At 41.9% G+C, this 17,092-nt stretch carries 15 protein-coding genes; 7 read left to right on the top strand and 8 right to left on the bottom strand.

Going from position 1 to position 17,092, the window contains the following annotated elements; translation table 11 throughout:
- Positions 1–418 precede the first annotated feature (418 nt).
- The gene (locus FNW02_RS23290; RefSeq protein ID WP_191759866.1) at positions 419–1,312 is read left to right on the top strand and encodes an AraC family transcriptional regulator; all 894 of its coding nucleotides are present in this window, start codon (positions 419–421) and stop codon (positions 1,310–1,312) included.
- Positions 1,313–1,443: 131 nt separating this feature from the next.
- Positions 1,444–2,784, top strand: a complete 1,341-nt coding sequence (locus FNW02_RS23285) for a cytochrome P450 (protein ID WP_191759865.1) — start codon at positions 1,444–1,446, stop codon at positions 2,782–2,784.
- A gap of 74 nt (positions 2,785–2,858) precedes the next feature.
- Here the strand turns inward: FNW02_RS23285 and FNW02_RS23280 are convergent, their stop codons facing one another.
- The 7 genes from FNW02_RS23280 to FNW02_RS23250 all read right to left on the bottom strand — a co-directional run bounded on the left by FNW02_RS23280 (position 2,859) and on the right by FNW02_RS23250 (position 8,587).
- Positions 2,859–3,128, bottom strand: a complete 270-nt coding sequence (locus tag FNW02_RS23280) for an NIL domain-containing protein (RefSeq protein WP_191759864.1) — start codon at positions 3,126–3,128, stop codon at positions 2,859–2,861.
- A 120-nt stretch (positions 3,129–3,248) separates the two neighbouring features.
- Entirely contained in the window at positions 3,249–4,124 is an 876-nt protein-coding gene (gene cysW, locus FNW02_RS23275; protein ID WP_191759863.1) for a sulfate ABC transporter permease subunit CysW, read from the bottom strand.
- The gene (gene cysT / locus FNW02_RS23270) at positions 4,111–4,980 is read right to left on the bottom strand and encodes a sulfate ABC transporter permease subunit CysT (RefSeq protein WP_191759862.1); all 870 of its coding nucleotides are present in this window, start codon (positions 4,978–4,980) and stop codon (positions 4,111–4,113) included. Before cysT ends, cysW begins: the two co-directional genes overlap by 14 nt.
- A gap of 106 nt (positions 4,981–5,086) precedes the next feature.
- A complete protein-coding gene (locus FNW02_RS23265) occupies positions 5,087–6,277 on the bottom strand; it encodes a sulfate ABC transporter substrate-binding protein (RefSeq protein ID WP_191759861.1) in 1,191 nt (396 codons plus the stop codon).
- 356 nt (positions 6,278–6,633) lie between these two features.
- Positions 6,634–7,407, bottom strand: a complete 774-nt coding sequence (locus FNW02_RS23260; protein ID WP_191759860.1) for a class II glutamine amidotransferase — start codon at positions 7,405–7,407, stop codon at positions 6,634–6,636.
- A 240-nt stretch (positions 7,408–7,647) separates the two neighbouring features.
- On the bottom strand, positions 7,648–8,109 hold the full coding sequence (locus FNW02_RS23255) for a response regulator (RefSeq protein WP_191759859.1): 462 nt from the start codon (positions 8,107–8,109) through the stop codon (positions 7,648–7,650).
- 283 nt (positions 8,110–8,392) lie between these two features.
- Positions 8,393–8,587 carry a hypothetical protein gene (locus tag FNW02_RS23250; protein ID WP_162397429.1) on the bottom strand — a complete coding sequence of 65 codons (195 nt, stop codon included), beginning with the start codon at positions 8,585–8,587 and terminating at the stop codon, positions 8,393–8,395.
- A gap of 878 nt (positions 8,588–9,465) precedes the next feature.
- Here FNW02_RS23250 and FNW02_RS23245 point away from each other — a divergent pair.
- From FNW02_RS23245 to dnaK, 5 genes are all read left to right on the top strand, one after another.
- Positions 9,466–10,470 carry a mechanosensitive ion channel family protein gene (locus FNW02_RS23245; protein WP_191759858.1) on the top strand — a complete coding sequence of 335 codons (1,005 nt, stop codon included), beginning with the start codon at positions 9,466–9,468 and terminating at the stop codon, positions 10,468–10,470.
- A 183-nt stretch (positions 10,471–10,653) separates the two neighbouring features.
- Positions 10,654–11,019, top strand: a complete 366-nt coding sequence (locus FNW02_RS23240; RefSeq protein WP_191759857.1) for a response regulator transcription factor — start codon at positions 10,654–10,656, stop codon at positions 11,017–11,019.
- 9 nt (positions 11,020–11,028) lie between these two features.
- Complete coding sequence (locus tag FNW02_RS23235; RefSeq protein WP_191759856.1) at positions 11,029–12,507, top strand: sensor histidine kinase; 1,479 nt, start codon at positions 11,029–11,031, stop codon at positions 12,505–12,507.
- Positions 12,508–13,028: 521 nt separating this feature from the next.
- On the top strand, positions 13,029–13,523 hold the full coding sequence (locus FNW02_RS23230; RefSeq protein WP_191759855.1) for an Hsp20/alpha crystallin family protein: 495 nt from the start codon (positions 13,029–13,031) through the stop codon (positions 13,521–13,523).
- A gap of 129 nt (positions 13,524–13,652) precedes the next feature.
- Complete coding sequence (gene dnaK / locus FNW02_RS23225; protein ID WP_191759854.1) at positions 13,653–15,533, top strand: molecular chaperone DnaK; 1,881 nt, start codon at positions 13,653–13,655, stop codon at positions 15,531–15,533.
- 111 nt (positions 15,534–15,644) lie between these two features.
- Here the strand turns inward: dnaK and FNW02_RS23220 are convergent, their stop codons facing one another.
- Positions 15,645–16,442 carry a hypothetical protein gene (locus FNW02_RS23220; protein ID WP_191759853.1) on the bottom strand — a complete coding sequence of 266 codons (798 nt, stop codon included), beginning with the start codon at positions 16,440–16,442 and terminating at the stop codon, positions 15,645–15,647.
- Between the last annotated feature and the right edge of the window lie 650 nt (positions 16,443–17,092).

Raw genomic sequence — 17,092 nt, 5'->3', positions numbered from 1 at the left:
GGAATGGGGACTGGGGAATGGGGACTGGGGAATGGGGACTGGGGACTGGGGACTGGGGACTGGGGGACAAGGTGAATAAATAAAATACCCAATCCCTAATCCCTTTCAATGAGGTACGTTTCCATCTATTGCAGATATCTAGTCACATACTGACTCTATATCACCTATCTAAAATCTACAGTTTATCGCTCAAGATATAGTATTTTATGGTTTGGTAATAGATAGTACAGGTATCTAGATGAAATAGCAAGAGCAAACACCATAATCTCAATCAAGAATATGGTGATTACATATAAGAGGGGTAAGAGGAGAGAATAATTAATAACAAATGACAAATGACTACTCTCATGAGTAAATATGCAATTAAAATACATAACAGCTTAATTTAATAATTAAAAATCTTTAGCGTGAGTGGGTAATGCAAACACAGCAAGCTTTTAGAATTAATGCCGCCCAACCAGATAAATTAAAACAATTCCTTCCCAAACCTTTAATTATCTCTACCCCGGTGGCTGGTTGGAATGGTTTTTATTTTGCCTATCATCGCCAATCTAATTATAAACTTCCTGAGACATCTCCTTTTCAGCACATTGTTACTATTTACAGTAAAGAGTTTCAAGCAAAATTAAAAATTAACGGACACTGGCAAAGCAAATCCTATGCAGCAACCGATGTAGGAATTTTTCCGGCTCACCAAATATCTCCAGCAGTACAATTTGAGCAGGACTTAGGGTTTATTCACATCGGTATTGAACCAACAATGATTACTCGTGTTGCTTACGAGTCAGTAGATGCTGATGTAGTTGAAATTGTACAACAGTTGCAAACTCACGACCCACTGATTCAACAAATTGGGCTGACACTCAAGCAAGAAATAGAGACTAATGGATTTGATAGTTATCTCTATCTAGAATCAGCAGCAAATATGTTGGCGGTGCATTTGTTAAAACGCTATTCGACACATAAATCCATTATTAGAGAATATACTGGTGGATTACCAAAACATAAATTAAAAGAAGCGATCGCCTATATTAACGATAACTTAGACCAAAATTTATCATTGGCAGAAATTGCTGCGGTCGTCCAAATGAGTCCCCATTATTTTGCTAGTTTGTTTAAACAATCAACAGGAATAGCACCTCACCAGTATGTCACTAAATGCCGGGTTGAGAGAGCAAAATATTTACTAACACAAGAATTATCAGTTATACAAGTTTCTCAATTAGTAGGATTTCAAAGCCAAAGTCATTTTGCTAAGGTTTTTCGTAAATATATCGGCGTCACTCCTCAAATATTTAAGAAAGCACTTTGAATTTTTCGGAAGATTGCGCTAGTTTTCGGAAGATTGCGCGAGACAAGATTATCTTGTCAGTACTAAACTTACTTCAGATTCCCGACTTCTTTAAGAAGTCGGGAATCTGAAGTGAAGGGAATCTAAAAAAAATGTCACAACTCAAATCAGCAGAGGAAATGCCCGGTAACTTTGGGCTACCCATTTTAGGCGAGACTCTCCGATTATTTGCTACCCAAGGATGGGGATTAGCAAAGAACTACGAGCAATACGGCCCTGTTTTCAAAACCAGCATTTTAGGAACCAAACATGCAGTTTTGGTAGGGACAGAAGCAAATAAATTAATTTTACAAGAAAAAGCCGACCATGTATCTTCTTACTTAGGATGGAAACCGGCTATGGAACATATTTTCGGTCGTCCTATGATGCTTCAAGATGAAGAAGAACATCGCTGTACCCGTCGCTTAATAGCTCCGGCGTTTCACGGGAAAGCCATTGCTAATTACTTTGATATTATGCAAATTGAAGTTAACAACTGTCTAGAAAACTGGGCGGCACACAGTACAATTGCTATTAAAAATGAATTTAACCAGCTAGCATTACGAATTGGGATTCGTCTATTATTGGGTGTTCAGCTACAAAATCAAATTGAACAAGTTGAACAGTTGTATAACAATTTGATGCAGGGAGCATTAACGTTATTACGGTTAGATTTACCATTTACAAAATATGGTCGCTCCCAGAAAGCTCGTCGTCAACTTAAAGCCTTCTTACAAAATATTATTAGCGATCGCCAAATGCAAGGCAACTTAAAGGAGTCTTGTGACGTATTAGGATTGTTTCTTGCAGCAGTGGATGAAGAGGGTAATGCTTTAGCCCAATCACAAATCATAGACGAACTGATACACTTGCTAAATGCAGCACATTTTACTACTGCCACATCCCTAACATGGGCAATGGTTGAATTAGCAAGATATTCGCAATGGCGCGATAAACTCCGTCAAGAACTAACAGAAGTTGTAGGAGATGAACCTTTGAACTTGGGACACCTCAAACAACTTAACCAAATGACTTACTTTTTAAAAGAAATAGAACGCCTTTACAATCCCGCAGGTGTAATACTATTGCGGGGAGTTGTGAAAGAAATTGAATATGCAGGCTATCGCATTCCTCCTGGTTGGGTGATTATTATTGCTCAAGGATTAACGCACCGCTTACCAGAAATTTATACTAACCCAGAACGGTTTGACCCAGAACGCTTTGCATCTCCCCGCGAAGAGGATAAAAAAGATCCCTTTGCTTTAATTGGTTTTGGCGGTGGCGAACATATATGCATTGGTATGGAGTTTGCCAAGATGGAGATGAAGATTTTTTTGGCAACGTTGCTGCAACGGTATGATTGGAGCGTGACACCAGAATATAAAACTATCAACTACCAACAACCACCGTTTAAAGTAGAAGAAAAACTACGAGTGCTATTGAAAATTCTTTGAAAACCATAGTAAATTTGACAGTTTTACTGCAATGAGAAGAATTTGTTTGTTATAACTATGGGTGGAAAATGATTTTACCAATCAGCTATTTTGGTGTTATCCCAGACTTCAAGTTCTAAGTCATGAAGATATGTCAGTCCATTGTGAATTTGTTTATTTGTTCCTTGAATATCAAGGTCAAACCAACCATCCCCAACAGCATTAGCTCCTAGAATTGCCGCAGTAATGTTAACAGTCAGACCATAGTCAGACACCAGGCGAGAAATCACAGGTTCTTGGTGATAGTCTTTGGGAATCCTGACTCGAATTCTTTGATTGGTAAGTGTATCGTTGTCGCTAGCCATATTTTTAAATCAACCGTTTGAGCAAACGCCTTTGATAAAAACTGGATAATGAGGATTGAGTATTGAGTATTAGCAATAATTTAATTTTTAATCCCCAGTTCTTAATCCCCAGTCCCCAATCTATTCAACATCTTTAATCCGAGTTTTTCGTTCTAAAATCTCCTTCAGCACTAAAGTCACTACTGCTAATAGAGCCAACAAGACAGCCGCAGAGAAAGCAGCTTCAGTTTCATACTGTTTATAAGCGTCTTCTACAAACAGTGGTAAGCTCTGAGTTTGGCCAGCAATATTGCCAGATACTACTGAAACCGCTCCGAACTCACCCATTGCTCTGGCATTAGTCAAAATTAAGCCGTAGAGTAAACCCCAGCGGATACTAGGCAAAGTAACACGCCAGAAGATCTGCCAATCGTTTGCACCTAGGGTCTTAGCAGCTTCTTCTTGATCTTTACCAAACTCTTCTAAAACAGGAATTACTTCCCTGGCGACAAAAGGCATACTCACAAATGCCGTAGCTAGCACCATGCCTGGAAAGGCAAAGATAATCTTGATATCATGTGCCTGGAGCCAAGGCCCAAACCATCCATTTCGTCCGTAGAGGAGTACAATCATCAATCCTGCAACTACGGGCGATATAGAAAAGGGCAAGTCAATAATACTTAGAACTACGGCGCGTCCGGGAAACTTATGGCGAGCGATCGCCCAAGCTGCACAAAGTCCAAATACTGTATTCACAGGTAAAGCAATCAAAGCCAGTAACAGCGTCAGTCCGGCTGCATGCAGAAAGGCGGGGTGTGTCAGGTTAGATAAAAACGGCCCAACTCCCTTTCTAAAGGCTTGAAAAAAAACGTTGAGTGCAGGGATGTATTGAACTAAAGCTAAATAGACAACTGCTATACCAATCAAAAGTGTTGGAACCCAACTTTTCTGCTGTTTTGGCTTTACTGTACCTGTATTAGACCCAGATGAGTGAAAACTTGGCTCATTTACTGTCATATCGCCTTGCCCATGCTTGTAAGAAATTAATTGCCAGTAATAGCACTAATGAAATTGCCAGTAGAACCACACCAATTACAGTTGCACCAGAATAGTCATACTGCTCTAAGCGTTGGAAAATTAGTACGGGTGCGATTAAATCTTGGAAAGGCGTATTGGAAGAGATAATTACCGTTGAACCATACTCCCCAACTGCACGGGAGAAACCCAAAGCAACACCAGTCAAAATTGTCGGAAATAATGGCGGCAAAATCACTTTCCAGAAGGTCTGCCATTGAGAAGCACCCAGACACCAGGAGGCTTCTTCAATTTCATGTTCCATTTCCTGAAGCACAGGTTGCACTGTTCTCACTACGAAAGGCAGTGAAATAAATACCATTGCAACCCATACCCCCAAACGAGTGAAAGATACTTTAATTCCTAGAGGTGCTAGTAGCGAACCAATCCAGCCGTTATCACTGTAAACTGTTGCCAGTGTTAACCCTGCTACCGACGTTGGCAGTGCAAAGGGTAAATCTACGGTGGCATCAATTAAGCGTTTCAGAGGAAAGTCATAGCGAACTAAAACCCAAGCAATCAAAGTACCAAAAATCCCATTGATCAAAGCCGCTAGAATTGATGTGACAAAAGTGACATTGTATGTTGCTAGCGCGATATCACTGGTTGCGATCGCCCAAAATCTCGCCGGAGGTTCCGTACTCGCTTTGAGGAACATGGCAACTATGGGGATAAACAACATTACTGTTAGATATCCTAGAGTAATTCGCCATGTCCAGGGAAGGTGCAACAACTGATGAATAAATGCCTTCCAAGCTGGAGTTTTACGGTCAATTTCTATAGAAGGAGATAAAGTCATAGTCAAGAATTCAAAATTTCAAACTCACAAAAATTTTTCTTTTGGTAGTTAATAGTCAGTTATTTTTTCTACTAACAGTAACGACTGACTATCAACTAATAACTAATTACCGTTTCCTTTGGGCTTGAATCTTGTCAAACATACCCCCATCTACAAAGAACTTCTGATCAATTGCTTCCCAACCGCCAAAGTCCTGAACTGTACCCAGAGTTTTCACTTTGGGAAATTTATCTGTAGCTGCTTTAGTTTGGGCTATTTCCTCATTTGCGGGTCGAAATCCTAACTTGACAAACTCTTGCTGTGCTTCTGGGGTATAAAGGAATTTAACAAAACCTTCAGCAACTTCGCGGTTGCCGTGCTTATCGACATTTGTGTCTACCACAGCGATCGGATTGTCAATAGATATATTCACTTCAGGAACGACATAATCAACTTTCTCGCCCTTTTGCTGTGCCAAGAGAACTTCGTTTTCGTAATTAATTAAGACATCTCCCTGACCTTGCTTGGCAAAGGTGTCAGTCGCTTCTCGCGCATCCTTAGTCAGAATTGGCACATTATTGTAAACTTTAGTCACATATTCAGTAGCTTTAGCTTCATCTCCGCCGGTTTTAATCACGGAATTCCACAACGCTAGGAAATTCCACCTAGCAATACCTGATGTTTTGGGGTCAGCTGTAATCAGTTTTACATCACCTTTCACCAAATCTTCCCAGGTCTTGATGCCTTTAGGATTACCTGGACGGGTTATTAGCGCCGCCACAGATTTGGAGACAATGCCATTATTGGGAACTTCTTTCTCCCATCCTGGCTGAATTAATCCAGCCTTCTCAATCTTTTGGGTGTCTCCAGCTAATGCTAAGTGGACAATATCTGCTTCTAAACCATCGATAACAGCACGAGTTTGGGAACCAGAGCCACCATAGCTTTGCCTGAAGCTAACGGTTTGATTATGTTCTTTCTTCCACTGCTCTACAAATTTAGGAATGATGGCTTCGTGAGCTGCTTTAGTGACAGCAAAGGAAACCAGCGTTAGTTCAACATTCTGTTTGTTGGCAGCAACAGGGCTAGCCGCAGGGGCTTCAGTAGTCGAATTACTGGCATTTTCACCACAGGCGGCGAGTGCCACACTCAAAACGGCTCCTACTACAAAGAGCGATACAAAGCTTTTAAGCGAATTCAGTCTGAACCGTGTTCTCTGTTCAGCGTAGATGCGTTCGCCTTTGGCGTTGCCGTAGGCTAGCAGCTTGTCGTGAGACATCGCTTGGAATCTTTTCAGTGGGCGCTGCCACAAAGTCATCTCATATTCTCCTCTAAAACTACAGCTAATTGATGGGAATACAGTTATATACTGTTTATGGTAATAGATGATTGCAGGTATCCGATCGCAAACGCCAGAGGATAACAGCACATTCTCGATAGAGAATATGGAGATTCTACCACCAGTTTGATGGTTAAAACCGTTAAAAGCTTCAAGTATCAAATTGTTATCACAATTGAGCGGTAGATGTCTCAAAGAATGATACTAGGGAAGCGATCTAGCAAAAATAGTAGAGACGTTGCAATGCAACGTCTCTACAGAGTTTATGGGTTGCGTAAATTGTCTTATTTGAACCGCCATAGGTAAATTTATTCTGACTTCTGACTCCTTTTAATTTATGCAAATTTCAAGGGCAAACCGTCCTGAAATACTAGTAGTTCTCCCAGTGGGATTGGCGTCCAAACTTCGTTATCCGTGAGAGGAGTAGTGGCAATGACGGCAACGCGATCATACTCAGTAGTCAACTCTCGAAAATCTACGGTCATGTCTTGGTCAATCAAGTGAGCAGCGGCAAAAGGTGCTTGACGCACAATGTAGCAGAGCTTGGTTGAACAGTAAGCAAAAAAGTGTTCCCCATCTGACAATAGGTAGTTAAATACGCCTGCTGAAGCAATTAGCTCAGTAATTTCCCATAAGACTAAGTACAGTTCCTTGATGGTAGGCTCACCATCAGGAAAGCGTTGGCGTAAAGTTTCCAGCATCAAGCAGAATGCTTTTTCACTATCGGTGTTACCCACGGCTTGGTAAAAGCCCATGTTTTTCGGTTGAAAATCTGGCAAATTTCCATTGTGGGCAAACACCCAATACTTACCCCACAATTCCCTGCGAAAAGGGTGACAATTGTGTAGGGCAACTTCACCTTGAGTAGCTTTGCGGATATGAGCAATTACATGGGTCGAGTGGATGGGATAGCTTCGGACAAACTCTGCTACTGGAGAAGCAACAGAAGGTTGGGCATCCAAAAACATTCGACATCCCTTTCCTTCAAAGAAAGCAATGCCCCAACCATCGCTATGGTCATCCGTTTTTCCTCCCCGTGCAGAGAACCCTTCAAAAGAAAAGCAAATATCCGTTGGAACATTGCAGTTCATTCCGAGCAGTTGGCACATTGATATTGAGTTTCTGATTCGACTAACGGCTGAGGATTAACATACTTCAGAATGCCTCAATAATTCTGGAGCGATCGCTTCAATCTTACAATTTAGAAAGTTTGTCAAGGGTTAAGAGTCATTAGTCATTAGTCAATTGTAATTTTTCTTCCTCTGCTCCCCCTACTCCTGTACCCTCGCCGCAACCGCTCGACCAACTAGCGTGACCTGGGGGTAGCGCTAATGCAAAAGTGAATATTCCTATTGTTTCCCATTGTTAAACGCAGAACTCTGATTAATAAGTTTTGTGATCTCTGCTACTAAAAGAGTGGGTTCTACAGGCTTATTCACGTAGCTTTGAAAACCAGATGTGAGAGCAAGGCTGTAACCTTCTTCAGAACCTAAAGCAGTTAAGGCAATAGCTGGAATCTGTTGTTTTTCTGAGAGCGTTATCTCTCTAACTTTGCTGATTAAGGAAAATCCATCCATTTCTGGCATGGCGATATCAAAAATGAAAATATCAAATTTGAATTGTTTGATTGCTTCAAGAGCTTGTAAAGCTGATGTTGCTGTGATTACCCGACTACCATAGCTTTCAAGAATACAGGTAGTTAAGAACAGACTATCGGCATTATCATCTACTACAAGAACCTGTATACCATCTAGAGATTGAAAATCTTTTGTAACATCTAGAGGATGTTGATCTTTAGGATTTTTTGCCATGATAATATTGCCTCCTTAGTTGCCGTAATCAATTACGGAGGAAATCCACTAGACAGCTAGCTCAGTACTGGCTGCCTAGAGGATATTTATTATTAAGCTACCATGACCTTAGTCTGATCTCTTGAGTAATATTTGTTAGTTGCTAAAATGCTTTTTTATTCGTGTTATGAACTCTTGAGAAGAAGCTGAGAGCATAATTGGGGTAATAGTCTCAGCTTTTACCCCAAAATGTCAGAAAACCCCCTATGTGATAGCTCACGAGATTTGAAATTTAAGTACCCAGTTAATATAAATCTGTTTTTATCTTGATTTTTCCTACAGCTCTGGCAACTTTTTCCCAGGCTCTAGCAGTGTCAGGATCTTGCCAATTGGTTCTTAGATGTTCAGCTTTCTCGTAACAGACTTGAGAAAGTATCTCTAACACACCAGATAGACTCATGCCATCAATCATTGTCTTTATATCATCTTTGTCGTACATTTTTAAAACTCCATATTGAAAATCTGTCAAATTTGTTAAACAGGTTGAAGATGAAGTCATCATCCACGATACTTGGATGTGATAATACCTGGGATCATGGTGTATGTACAAGTTTCAATGGAATGACATGAAAAGGACTGCATAAAAACTGGATATATCTCTAGAGGCTAACTACTATCTCCATTGACAGAGATGAGAGGACAAGAAGATCAGAGTTCGGCTTGAGTCTCAAATTAAACTTCAGCAAGCTGAGATTAATTTAAAAACAGTTGTATGCAAAATCAATACTATCAAAGATGATATAGCACACTCTGCCAAAGCGAAAGTTACTCAAGCTCAAGCTGACTACAAGCTGTTATTAACAAGGCGCGATCGCTTCAAGAGATTTTCATCCGACTGAGCTTTATTAGTAAGCCTTAATTAAACAATATTAATAACGCATATATCAGCTAATCTGTCAATGTAGAGTTTATACCCAAAAACTTGTGACAAAACAACCACAAAGATACCGTATTGCTCAATAATCGGATCACAATATTTTTGAGCACATTCAATTATGATGATTCAGAAAATACATTAATCTCTTCTCTTAGCTGCGGAATTTAGCTGGAATTGTTCACAAAGCGATCGCGCTTGTTAAAGCCTCCCAAAAGAGACTCACAATCAATCATATCGTCCAAAATCCTGAGTCTACTAAAGTATACTTTCGCTATTAGCCAGAGAATGAATTCTCTGGCGGGTGAGGAGATCAAGATCAGCAAATCGTTAAATTTTGGCTGTAATCTCTCTTGTAAAACACCAATTTAAAGACTTCAGATAGATTTCAAGCCGCTTATTTTTAATTATCATCAGCAAGGATTGATATTCGAGGAAGTTGGATGAATGCAGAGATATCGGTACTTTGGGACAAGGTGCAGACAATGGTTAGGGATTTTGTTACTCTGCTGCCCAATATTGTACTGGGATTGATTGTCTTTGCAATTTTTTTCTTTGTTGGCAGACAAATTAAGCAAGTAGTGAAACGCTTGACCCGCAATCGTCGCCACGCTCGCAATTTGGGAATGGTGCTGGGTAGATTAGCTCAAGGTATCACAGTTCTTATCGGGCTGTTTATCTCCCTGTCTATTGTCATTCCCTCACTTCAGGTAGCCGATTTAGTGCAACTGCTGGGAATTAGTGGGGTGGCGATCGGTTTTGCTTTTCGGGACATTCTCCAAAACTTCTTAGCTGGCATTTTAATTCTACTGACGGAGCCGTTTCAAATCGATGATCAAATTGTTTTCAAAGGCTTTGAGGGTACGGTAGAAAATATCCAGACACGCGCTACGACTATCAGAACCTATGACGGTCGCCGAATTGTAATTCCTAACTCCGAACTGTTTACAAATTCGGTGACTGTAAACACCGCCTTTGAGAGCCGCAGACTAGAGTACGATGTCGGCATTGGCTACGGAGATGACATCGACTGGACAAAGCAGTTGATGCTGGAAGCACTGCATAGCGTAGATGTTGTATTACAAGACCCGGCTCCTGATGTATTGGTAATGGAACTTGCTGAAAGTAGCGTTAATATCCGCGTGCGGTGGTGGATCAATCCGCCGCGCCGGGCGGATGATTTGGATTCGCGGGACAAGGTGATTTCTGCAATCAAGAAAAAGTTAGTCGAAAACGGCATCGACTTACCCTTTCCCACCAGACAAATTTTATTCCACGACCAAACCGAAGATACAGACGGCGATCGCTCGCGTCAGCGTGAAGGATGGCCATCTGGTAAAGGCGAAGTCCCCAAGCCTCGCAGCATTGGCGGTTCACTGAGACAGCTAGCTGAATTACAAGATGGTAATGGTAAGTTAGATTCTCAAGTAGTTGATCAAGAATTATAAATATGATGTCCAGTTGAGCAAGCTTTAGGATAGTTCCACTTGCGATCGCCAGGATGTGCAGGAATGCGCTCACAAAGTTCTTTCAAATACTAGGCACAAATAACACACTTTGCATCTTCAGAAGGATGCCAGAAAAACGAATGCTTGAGACGCTATAATCAGGAGTTAATAACTAAATGTAAAATGCCACACATCTTATTGGTGGATGATGAAGCACCTCTACGCGAAAGCCTCACCTACACCCTGCAAAAAGAAGGCTATACAGTGACATCAGCAGCAGATGGGCATGATGCTATAAAACAGTTTCATAAGCAAGTACCAGATGTAATTTTGCTAGACCTAATGCTGCCAGAAGTTGGCGGCATGGAGGTCTGTTGGCGAATTCGGGCCTTTTCGGATGTTCCCATTGTTATGCTGACAGCAAAAGATCAAGATATTGATAAAATTTGGGGCTTGGAAGCGGGAGCAGATGATTATGTCACCAAGCCATTCAACACCCGTGAACTGCTAGCACGCATCAAAGCAGTGTTACGTCGTCGTAAGGATTAGTTTATAAAGATGGGCTGGTTGCTTCGGATCAAATTAAATTCTATTCATGCCAAACTGCTAGCCACTTACCTACTGCTGACAACTTTAGGAACCACCTTGATGGCAGGTTATATCCTGTGGTCATTTCATGCATACTTTATGCGAACACGCCTAGCAGATTTGGAAAACTGGACAACTGCCCTGAGTGAGAGTGCAGCAGATGCTTTAGAAGCAAACAATCTTGAACGGGTAAAAGTGCTGGTGCAGCGATATGGAGCACCACAAACTGTGACGCTTCGGATTTTTAATCAAAAAGGTTTTCTGCTAGCTACTTCTGACCCACAGCGAGACACACAGGTTACAAACTGGTATGAAGTTTCTGGAATGTGGGAAGCTTTGCAAAATCGTCCAGCACAGGGAGTTGCAAAAGGGGTTTTATCAACGCAAGATCGCCTCTACATTGCTAGACCAATTTGGCGTAATGGTCAATTATTGGGTGTGCTGCGAATGTCTATGACTCTAGATCAGCTTCAACGTCAGTTTGCTAGGGTGATTTGGAGTGTTTTGGGAACTTTGGCATTGACAATCTTGGTATGTGCGCTGATCAGTACTCGTCTGGCTCGCAGTCTTTCCAAACCGATTGAAACTATGCGGAATTTTGCGATTCGCTTAGGCAGTGGCCATTTTGGCGATAAGCTTGTTATCCGTGAGAACAATGAGTTAGATCAGTTGGCGGCGGAGCTTAACCGGATGAGTGAAAGGTTAGCTTCGCTAGACCAGGAGCGTAGGGCTTTTTTGGCCAATGTCTCCCACGAACTTCGCACGCCCATCAGTAACGTTCAGGTAACGGTAGATGCACTTAAAAGTGGCGCATACGAAGAACCCCAATTACGCGATCGCTTTTTCCAAACTATCGAGAACGAAATCAAACGCTTATCTCGACTGATTCATGACCTACTCGATCTAGGACGCCTAGAAGCAGGAGTTACTCAACTCGAACAGCAAATATTCTCACTTCAGGGTTTAATTAATCGTGCTGTCAGTGCGATGGAACCTCGAATGCAGGCTATTGGTGTCTCTGTGCGCGTCAACGTGGCTGATCTCAAACTACAAGGCGATCCAGAACGGTTATTACAGGCTGTTTTAAATGTGCTAGATAATGCAATCAAACATTCAATACCCGATTCTCAGGTCTTTATTTCTGGATTCACTGAAGGGAAACAAGCAGTAATTAAAATTCAAGACCAGGGAAAGGGCATCAGTGAAAGCGATTTGCCCCGGATTTTTGAGCAGTTTTATACAACAGATCCCTCTCGTAAAGGCACTAGCAACGGTTTGGGATTAGCGATCGCCAAGCGCATTGTCGAAGCTCATCATGGCAGCATTACAGCCAGCAGCGCCACAAGTCAGGGCGCAACTTTTACGATTTGCTTACCGCTGAAAGCAAGAACAGACATCAAATCAAATGTCAGTTTAAATAAAGAAGATACTCAGGTTGAGCTTGATTGACCTTTCATCTGTATTTAATTTAGTCTATGAAATTCATTAAAAGTGGTCAGCATTATATCAATCTGAATCATAGACTTCTTGCAAAAATCAGGGTAAAAATTAAGGGGTAAAGGGAAAAGGAACTCACAACCCTTCTCCTTTAACCCTTCGGGGTGCTCCTGTTATTTACATGTTTTTTAATTGTACTGGAGAGACAATTACTAATAGAAAACCCTATTATTTAGACTGAATATGAGCAAAAGCAGATGAGTTTGAGCGCAAGTTGTAAACAATACTGATCTAAACAAATTTTATCAAGAATTGTAACGCTTTTGATAGAGTACGGTTATTGCGATCGCTCATTGCCATAAAACCGAACCTACTGAAATTTAACGTTGACCTAATGTGATAACTAGGAAGCTTAAATTGAGCTTTTAAAAATTGAATATTGCTTGAAAAAACTACACTGGTTGTCAGTAAAGCTACAAAGCTTGAAATTAAGCCTCCTAGAAACCCAACATTGAATCTTAGAGGTGATAGATATGGCACTGATGCGTTGGAATCCATTTCGAGATATTGAACGCTTAGAACCATTCCGAGAAATTGAACGTTTAGACCCATTCCGAGAAATTGACACTTTACAGCGGCAAATGAATCGCCTGTTTGACAGGTTAGTATCAACTGATGGTGACGACAGGACTGGATTTAGCTTCATTCCTGCTGCCGAAATTAAAGAAACTGAAGATGCAATTCACTTGAGACTAGAAGTACCTGGTCTGGAAGCAAAAGATGTAAGCATAGAAGCAACTCCTGAATCAGTTTCTATTAGTGGTGAGCGGAAATATGAATCCAAGACAGAAGAAAACGGTGTAACTCGATCTGAATTCCGTTATGGTAAATTCCAGCGAGTAATTCCGCTACCTTCTTTAATTCAAAACGACAAAGTACAAGCTGAATACAAAAATGGTATTCTCTGCTTGAACTTACCGAAAGCTGAATCAGAAAAACACAAAGCGGTTAAAGTTAATCTCGGTTAATTTTGTTGCTTGAGTTAATCTCAAGCCGAAAGTAAACAGGATTGGCAGTGCAATTTTTAATCTAATAAATTCCTGTCAATCCTATTTTTTCCTCAGCGCCACAATTGCTCAAGCTGAAGAGGAAGATATATGGCAAAAGTAGTTGGAATTGATTTAGGAACGACAAACTCTTGTGTTGCTGTCATAGAAGGTGGGCAACCTATGGTAATCGCCAACGCTGAGGGACAGCGCATCACTCCCTCTGTTGTGGCTTATACCAAAACCGGCGAACGCTTGGTAGGTCAAATTGCTAGACGCCAAGCAGTAATGAACCCAGAAAATACCTTTTATTCTGTTAAACGTTTCATTGGGCGCAAATACGAAGAAGTTACTCATGAAGCTACAGAAGTTTCTTACAAAATTCTACGTGACAGCAACGGTAATGTTAAACTCGACTGTCCCGCAGAAGGTAAACAATTTGCTCCCGAAGAAATTTCTGCTCAAGTTTTACGGAAGTTGGTTGATGATGCTAGCAAATATTTGGGACAAAAAGTTACCCAAGCAGTAATCACGGTTCCTGCTTACTTCAACGATTCTCAACGGCAAGCCACCAAAGATGCAGGAAAAATTGCCGGTTTAGAAGTCCTCCGCATTATCAACGAACCCACAGCAGCAGCCCTTGCATACGGCCTAGATAAAAAGCAAAATGAAACCATCTTGGTTTTTGACCTTGGTGGTGGAACCTTTGACGTTTCTATTTTGGAAGTAGGTGATGGTGTATTTGAAGTAAAATCCACCAGTGGCGACACTCACTTGGGTGGTGACGACTTTGATAAGAAGATTGTGGATTGGCTAGCTAATGAGTTTCAGCGCAACGAAGGTATTGACTTGCGTAAAGATAAGCAAGCTTTACAAAGACTGACCGAAGCCGCAGAAAAAGCCAAAATCGAACTTTCGAGCGCCACTCAAACCAATATCAACCTCCCCTTTATCACTGCTACTCAAGAAGGCCCAAAACACCTTGATATGACGTTAACACGGGCTAAATTCGAGGAAATGTGTTCAGATCTGTTTGACCGTTGCCGCAAGCCAGTGCAACAAGCACTGCAAGACGCTAAACTTACTAACGCTGAACTGGATGAAGTTGTGTTGGTTGGTGGTTCTACTCGCATCCCCGCCGTTCAAGAATTAGTGCGGCGAATAACGGGTAAAGATCCCAACCAAGGCGTTAACCCAGATGAAGTTGTAGCTGTTGGTGCTGCTATTCAAGCGGGTGTTTTGGCGGGCGAAGTGAAAGATATCTTACTGCTGGATGTCACCCCCTTGTCTTTGGGTGTGGAGACTCTTGGCAGTGTAATGACCAAGATTATTAGCCGTAACACCACCATCCCCGTCAAAAAATCTGAAATCTTCTCTACAGCAGCCGATGGTCAAGCAAACGTAGAAGTCCATGTTCTCCAAGGTGAACGAGAATTAGCTCAAGACAACAAAAGTCTGGGCAACTTCCGCCTCGATGGAATTCCGCCAGCGCCTAGGGGTGTACCGCAAATCGAAGTGACTTTCGATATTGATGCTAACGGTATTCTCTCTGTGACGGCCAGAGATAAAGCCACAGGTAAACAGCAGTCGATTTCGATTACAGGTGCTTCCACTCTCGATAAGCGAGATGTAGAACGCATGGTCAAAGATGCACAAACTCACGCAGAAGAAGACAAAAAACGGCGTGAACAAATCGATACCAAGAACCTAGCAGACTCCCTAGTTTATCAGGCTGAGAAACAACTCAGAGATTTGGGTGATAAGGTGAGTGCTAGTGATAGAAGTCGAGTTGAAGGGTTAACAGCAGATTTGCGGGAGGCGATTAACCAAGATAAATTTGATCGCATTAAATCTCTGACCAATGAGTTGCAACAAGCTCTGATGCAAGTGGGTAGCGCTGTCTATGCTCAAGCAGCGAGTTCTGCGGGTGGAGAACAGCAAAGCGATCGCAGTGATGATGTAATTGATGCCGATTTTGTGGATAACAAATAATCAGCCAATCGTTTGTAGGGGCACAATATATTGTGCCCCTACGCGTGTGGTCTATTCAATTGAAAACCCTTGTAGTCAAACTAGGTTCGCTCGTATAGAACACTCCAAATTCTAATCATCCCTATTATCTACTTCTACCCTAATAGTGGGACGCGGACAGCGCCAATTCGCTCCCCCAGTGCCAACATTGGTGCAACCTTGAGCTTGCATGGCATCTGGCGAGACATCTCCCGGCTTATAAAAGCGCCAACGCCTTCTGTTATCTGGCCCTGATTCCGCTCTGAGTCTGCGTGTATCACGCCCGTAGTCACGACGCCTATTATTATCACGCCTGTCATTATCCCGCCTATTATCATCCACTTCTACCCTGATGGTGGAACGTGGACAGCGCCAATTCGCTCCCCCAGTGCCAACATCAGTGCAACCTTGAGCTTGCATGGCATCCCGCGAGACATCTTCCGGTTTGTAAAATCGCCAACGTCCCCTGTCATCTGGCCCTGACTCAGCTCTGAGTCTCTGTGTATCATGCCCGTAGTCACGCCTGTCATTATCCCGTCTATTATCATCCACTTCTACCCTGATGGTGGAACGTGGACAGCGCCAATTTGCTCCCCCAGTGCCAACATCAGTGCAACCTTGAGCTTGCATGGCATCCCGCGAAACATCTTCCGGCTTATAAAATCGCCAACGTCCTCTATCATCTGGCCCTGACTCAGCTCTGAGTCTGCGTGTATCACGCTGATAGCCACGACGATTTTGAGATATCACCAAGGGAGTAGGAGTGGACTTCATTTCTTGTGCGAAGACCGAGGATTGGTCTGTATTAATAGAAACTGAAGTCAAAATAGAACCACAAGCGACAAAAGTCATTAACTGAGTTAACCGACTTAATTTAGCAAAATCAGGCATCTTTTCTCTCCGTATATAAAGTGTATATTTATTAATAATCTCCATGAGTAGGAGACAGGAGTTATTAACTTAGCTGTTTTAAAGACGTGAGTAGATAGATACAATGTTGCTTGTCTGGAATTCGATTTATGCTAAATTTACATTACAAAAATTTAGAACTTACGCACTGAATCCTGAAACCTAGATCTCCCCTTAAAAAGGGGGGAACTTCTAAAGCCCCCTTTTTAAGGGGGTTGGGGGATCTGAGTGCGTAAGTCCTGAAATTGTCCAAAATTTCCAAATATTATGAACACTAAAAAGCGGGTCGCTTAGAAACTGAAGATATGGCGATCGCTAGTCCGAAAGAATATATGCAATACTTAATCACTTTTGTGCTAGCCAAGATTGGTACAAGATGTCAATTTACGACGGAAATAGCTTTGCTAATGGATACCCCTCTACCACAGGGAAGAGGGGTTAGGTTAAGGGGTGGGGTATTTTTATGATGGGCAATTAGAGCCATTGGAAATGACTTGATTTGCCAATCACATGAATCGGAAGTGAAAAATCCCGCACTTCCTAATCCCTAACTTTCCAAATGACAGCGATGAAAATCGCTTACACCTACATCGTCACACATAAAATTCATCCCAATAAATCAAAATTAGGGG

The sequence above is a fragment of the Komarekiella delphini-convector SJRDD-AB1 genome, from assembly GCF_014831675.1.
Lineage (GTDB): Bacteria > Cyanobacteriota > Cyanobacteriia > Cyanobacteriales > Nostocaceae > Komarekiella.
The sequence above is the reverse complement of the archived record's forward strand: the minus strand, read 5'-3'. Positions and strand labels throughout refer to the sequence as shown.

What these genes read in the sequence shown, in the direction of transcription:
- FNW02_RS23280 (WP_191759864.1), bottom strand. Translation starts at nt 3,128, where the DNA reads ATGGCTAGCGACAACGATACACTTACCAATCAAAGAATTCGAGTCAGG.
- cysW (WP_191759863.1), bottom strand. Translation starts at nt 4,124, where the DNA reads ATGACAGTAAATGAGCCAAGTTTTCACTCATCTGGGTCTAATACAGGT.
- FNW02_RS23285 (WP_191759865.1), top strand. Translation starts at nt 1,444, where the DNA reads ATGTCACAACTCAAATCAGCAGAGGAAATGCCCGGTAACTTTGGGCTA.
- FNW02_RS23260 (WP_191759860.1), bottom strand. Translation starts at nt 7,407, where the DNA reads ATGTGCCAACTGCTCGGAATGAACTGCAATGTTCCAACGGATATTTGC.
- FNW02_RS23230 (WP_191759855.1), top strand. Translation starts at nt 13,029, where the DNA reads ATGGCACTGATGCGTTGGAATCCATTTCGAGATATTGAACGCTTAGAA.
- FNW02_RS23240 (WP_191759857.1), top strand. Translation starts at nt 10,654, where the DNA reads ATGCCACACATCTTATTGGTGGATGATGAAGCACCTCTACGCGAAAGC.
- dnaK (WP_191759854.1), top strand. Translation starts at nt 13,653, where the DNA reads ATGGCAAAAGTAGTTGGAATTGATTTAGGAACGACAAACTCTTGTGTT.
- FNW02_RS23290 (WP_191759866.1), top strand. Translation starts at nt 419, where the DNA reads ATGCAAACACAGCAAGCTTTTAGAATTAATGCCGCCCAACCAGATAAA.
- cysT (WP_191759862.1), bottom strand. Translation starts at nt 4,980, where the DNA reads ATGACTTTATCTCCTTCTATAGAAATTGACCGTAAAACTCCAGCTTGG.
- FNW02_RS23265 (WP_191759861.1), bottom strand. Translation starts at nt 6,277, where the DNA reads ATGACTTTGTGGCAGCGCCCACTGAAAAGATTCCAAGCGATGTCTCAC.
- FNW02_RS23220 (WP_191759853.1), bottom strand. Translation starts at nt 16,442, where the DNA reads ATGCCTGATTTTGCTAAATTAAGTCGGTTAACTCAGTTAATGACTTTT.
- FNW02_RS23255 (WP_191759859.1), bottom strand. Translation starts at nt 8,109, where the DNA reads ATGGCAAAAAATCCTAAAGATCAACATCCTCTAGATGTTACAAAAGAT.
- FNW02_RS23235 (WP_191759856.1), top strand. Translation starts at nt 11,029, where the DNA reads ATGGGCTGGTTGCTTCGGATCAAATTAAATTCTATTCATGCCAAACTG.
- FNW02_RS23245 (WP_191759858.1), top strand. Translation starts at nt 9,466, where the DNA reads ATGAATGCAGAGATATCGGTACTTTGGGACAAGGTGCAGACAATGGTT.
- FNW02_RS23250 (WP_162397429.1), bottom strand. Translation starts at nt 8,587, where the DNA reads ATGTACGACAAAGATGATATAAAGACAATGATTGATGGCATGAGTCTA.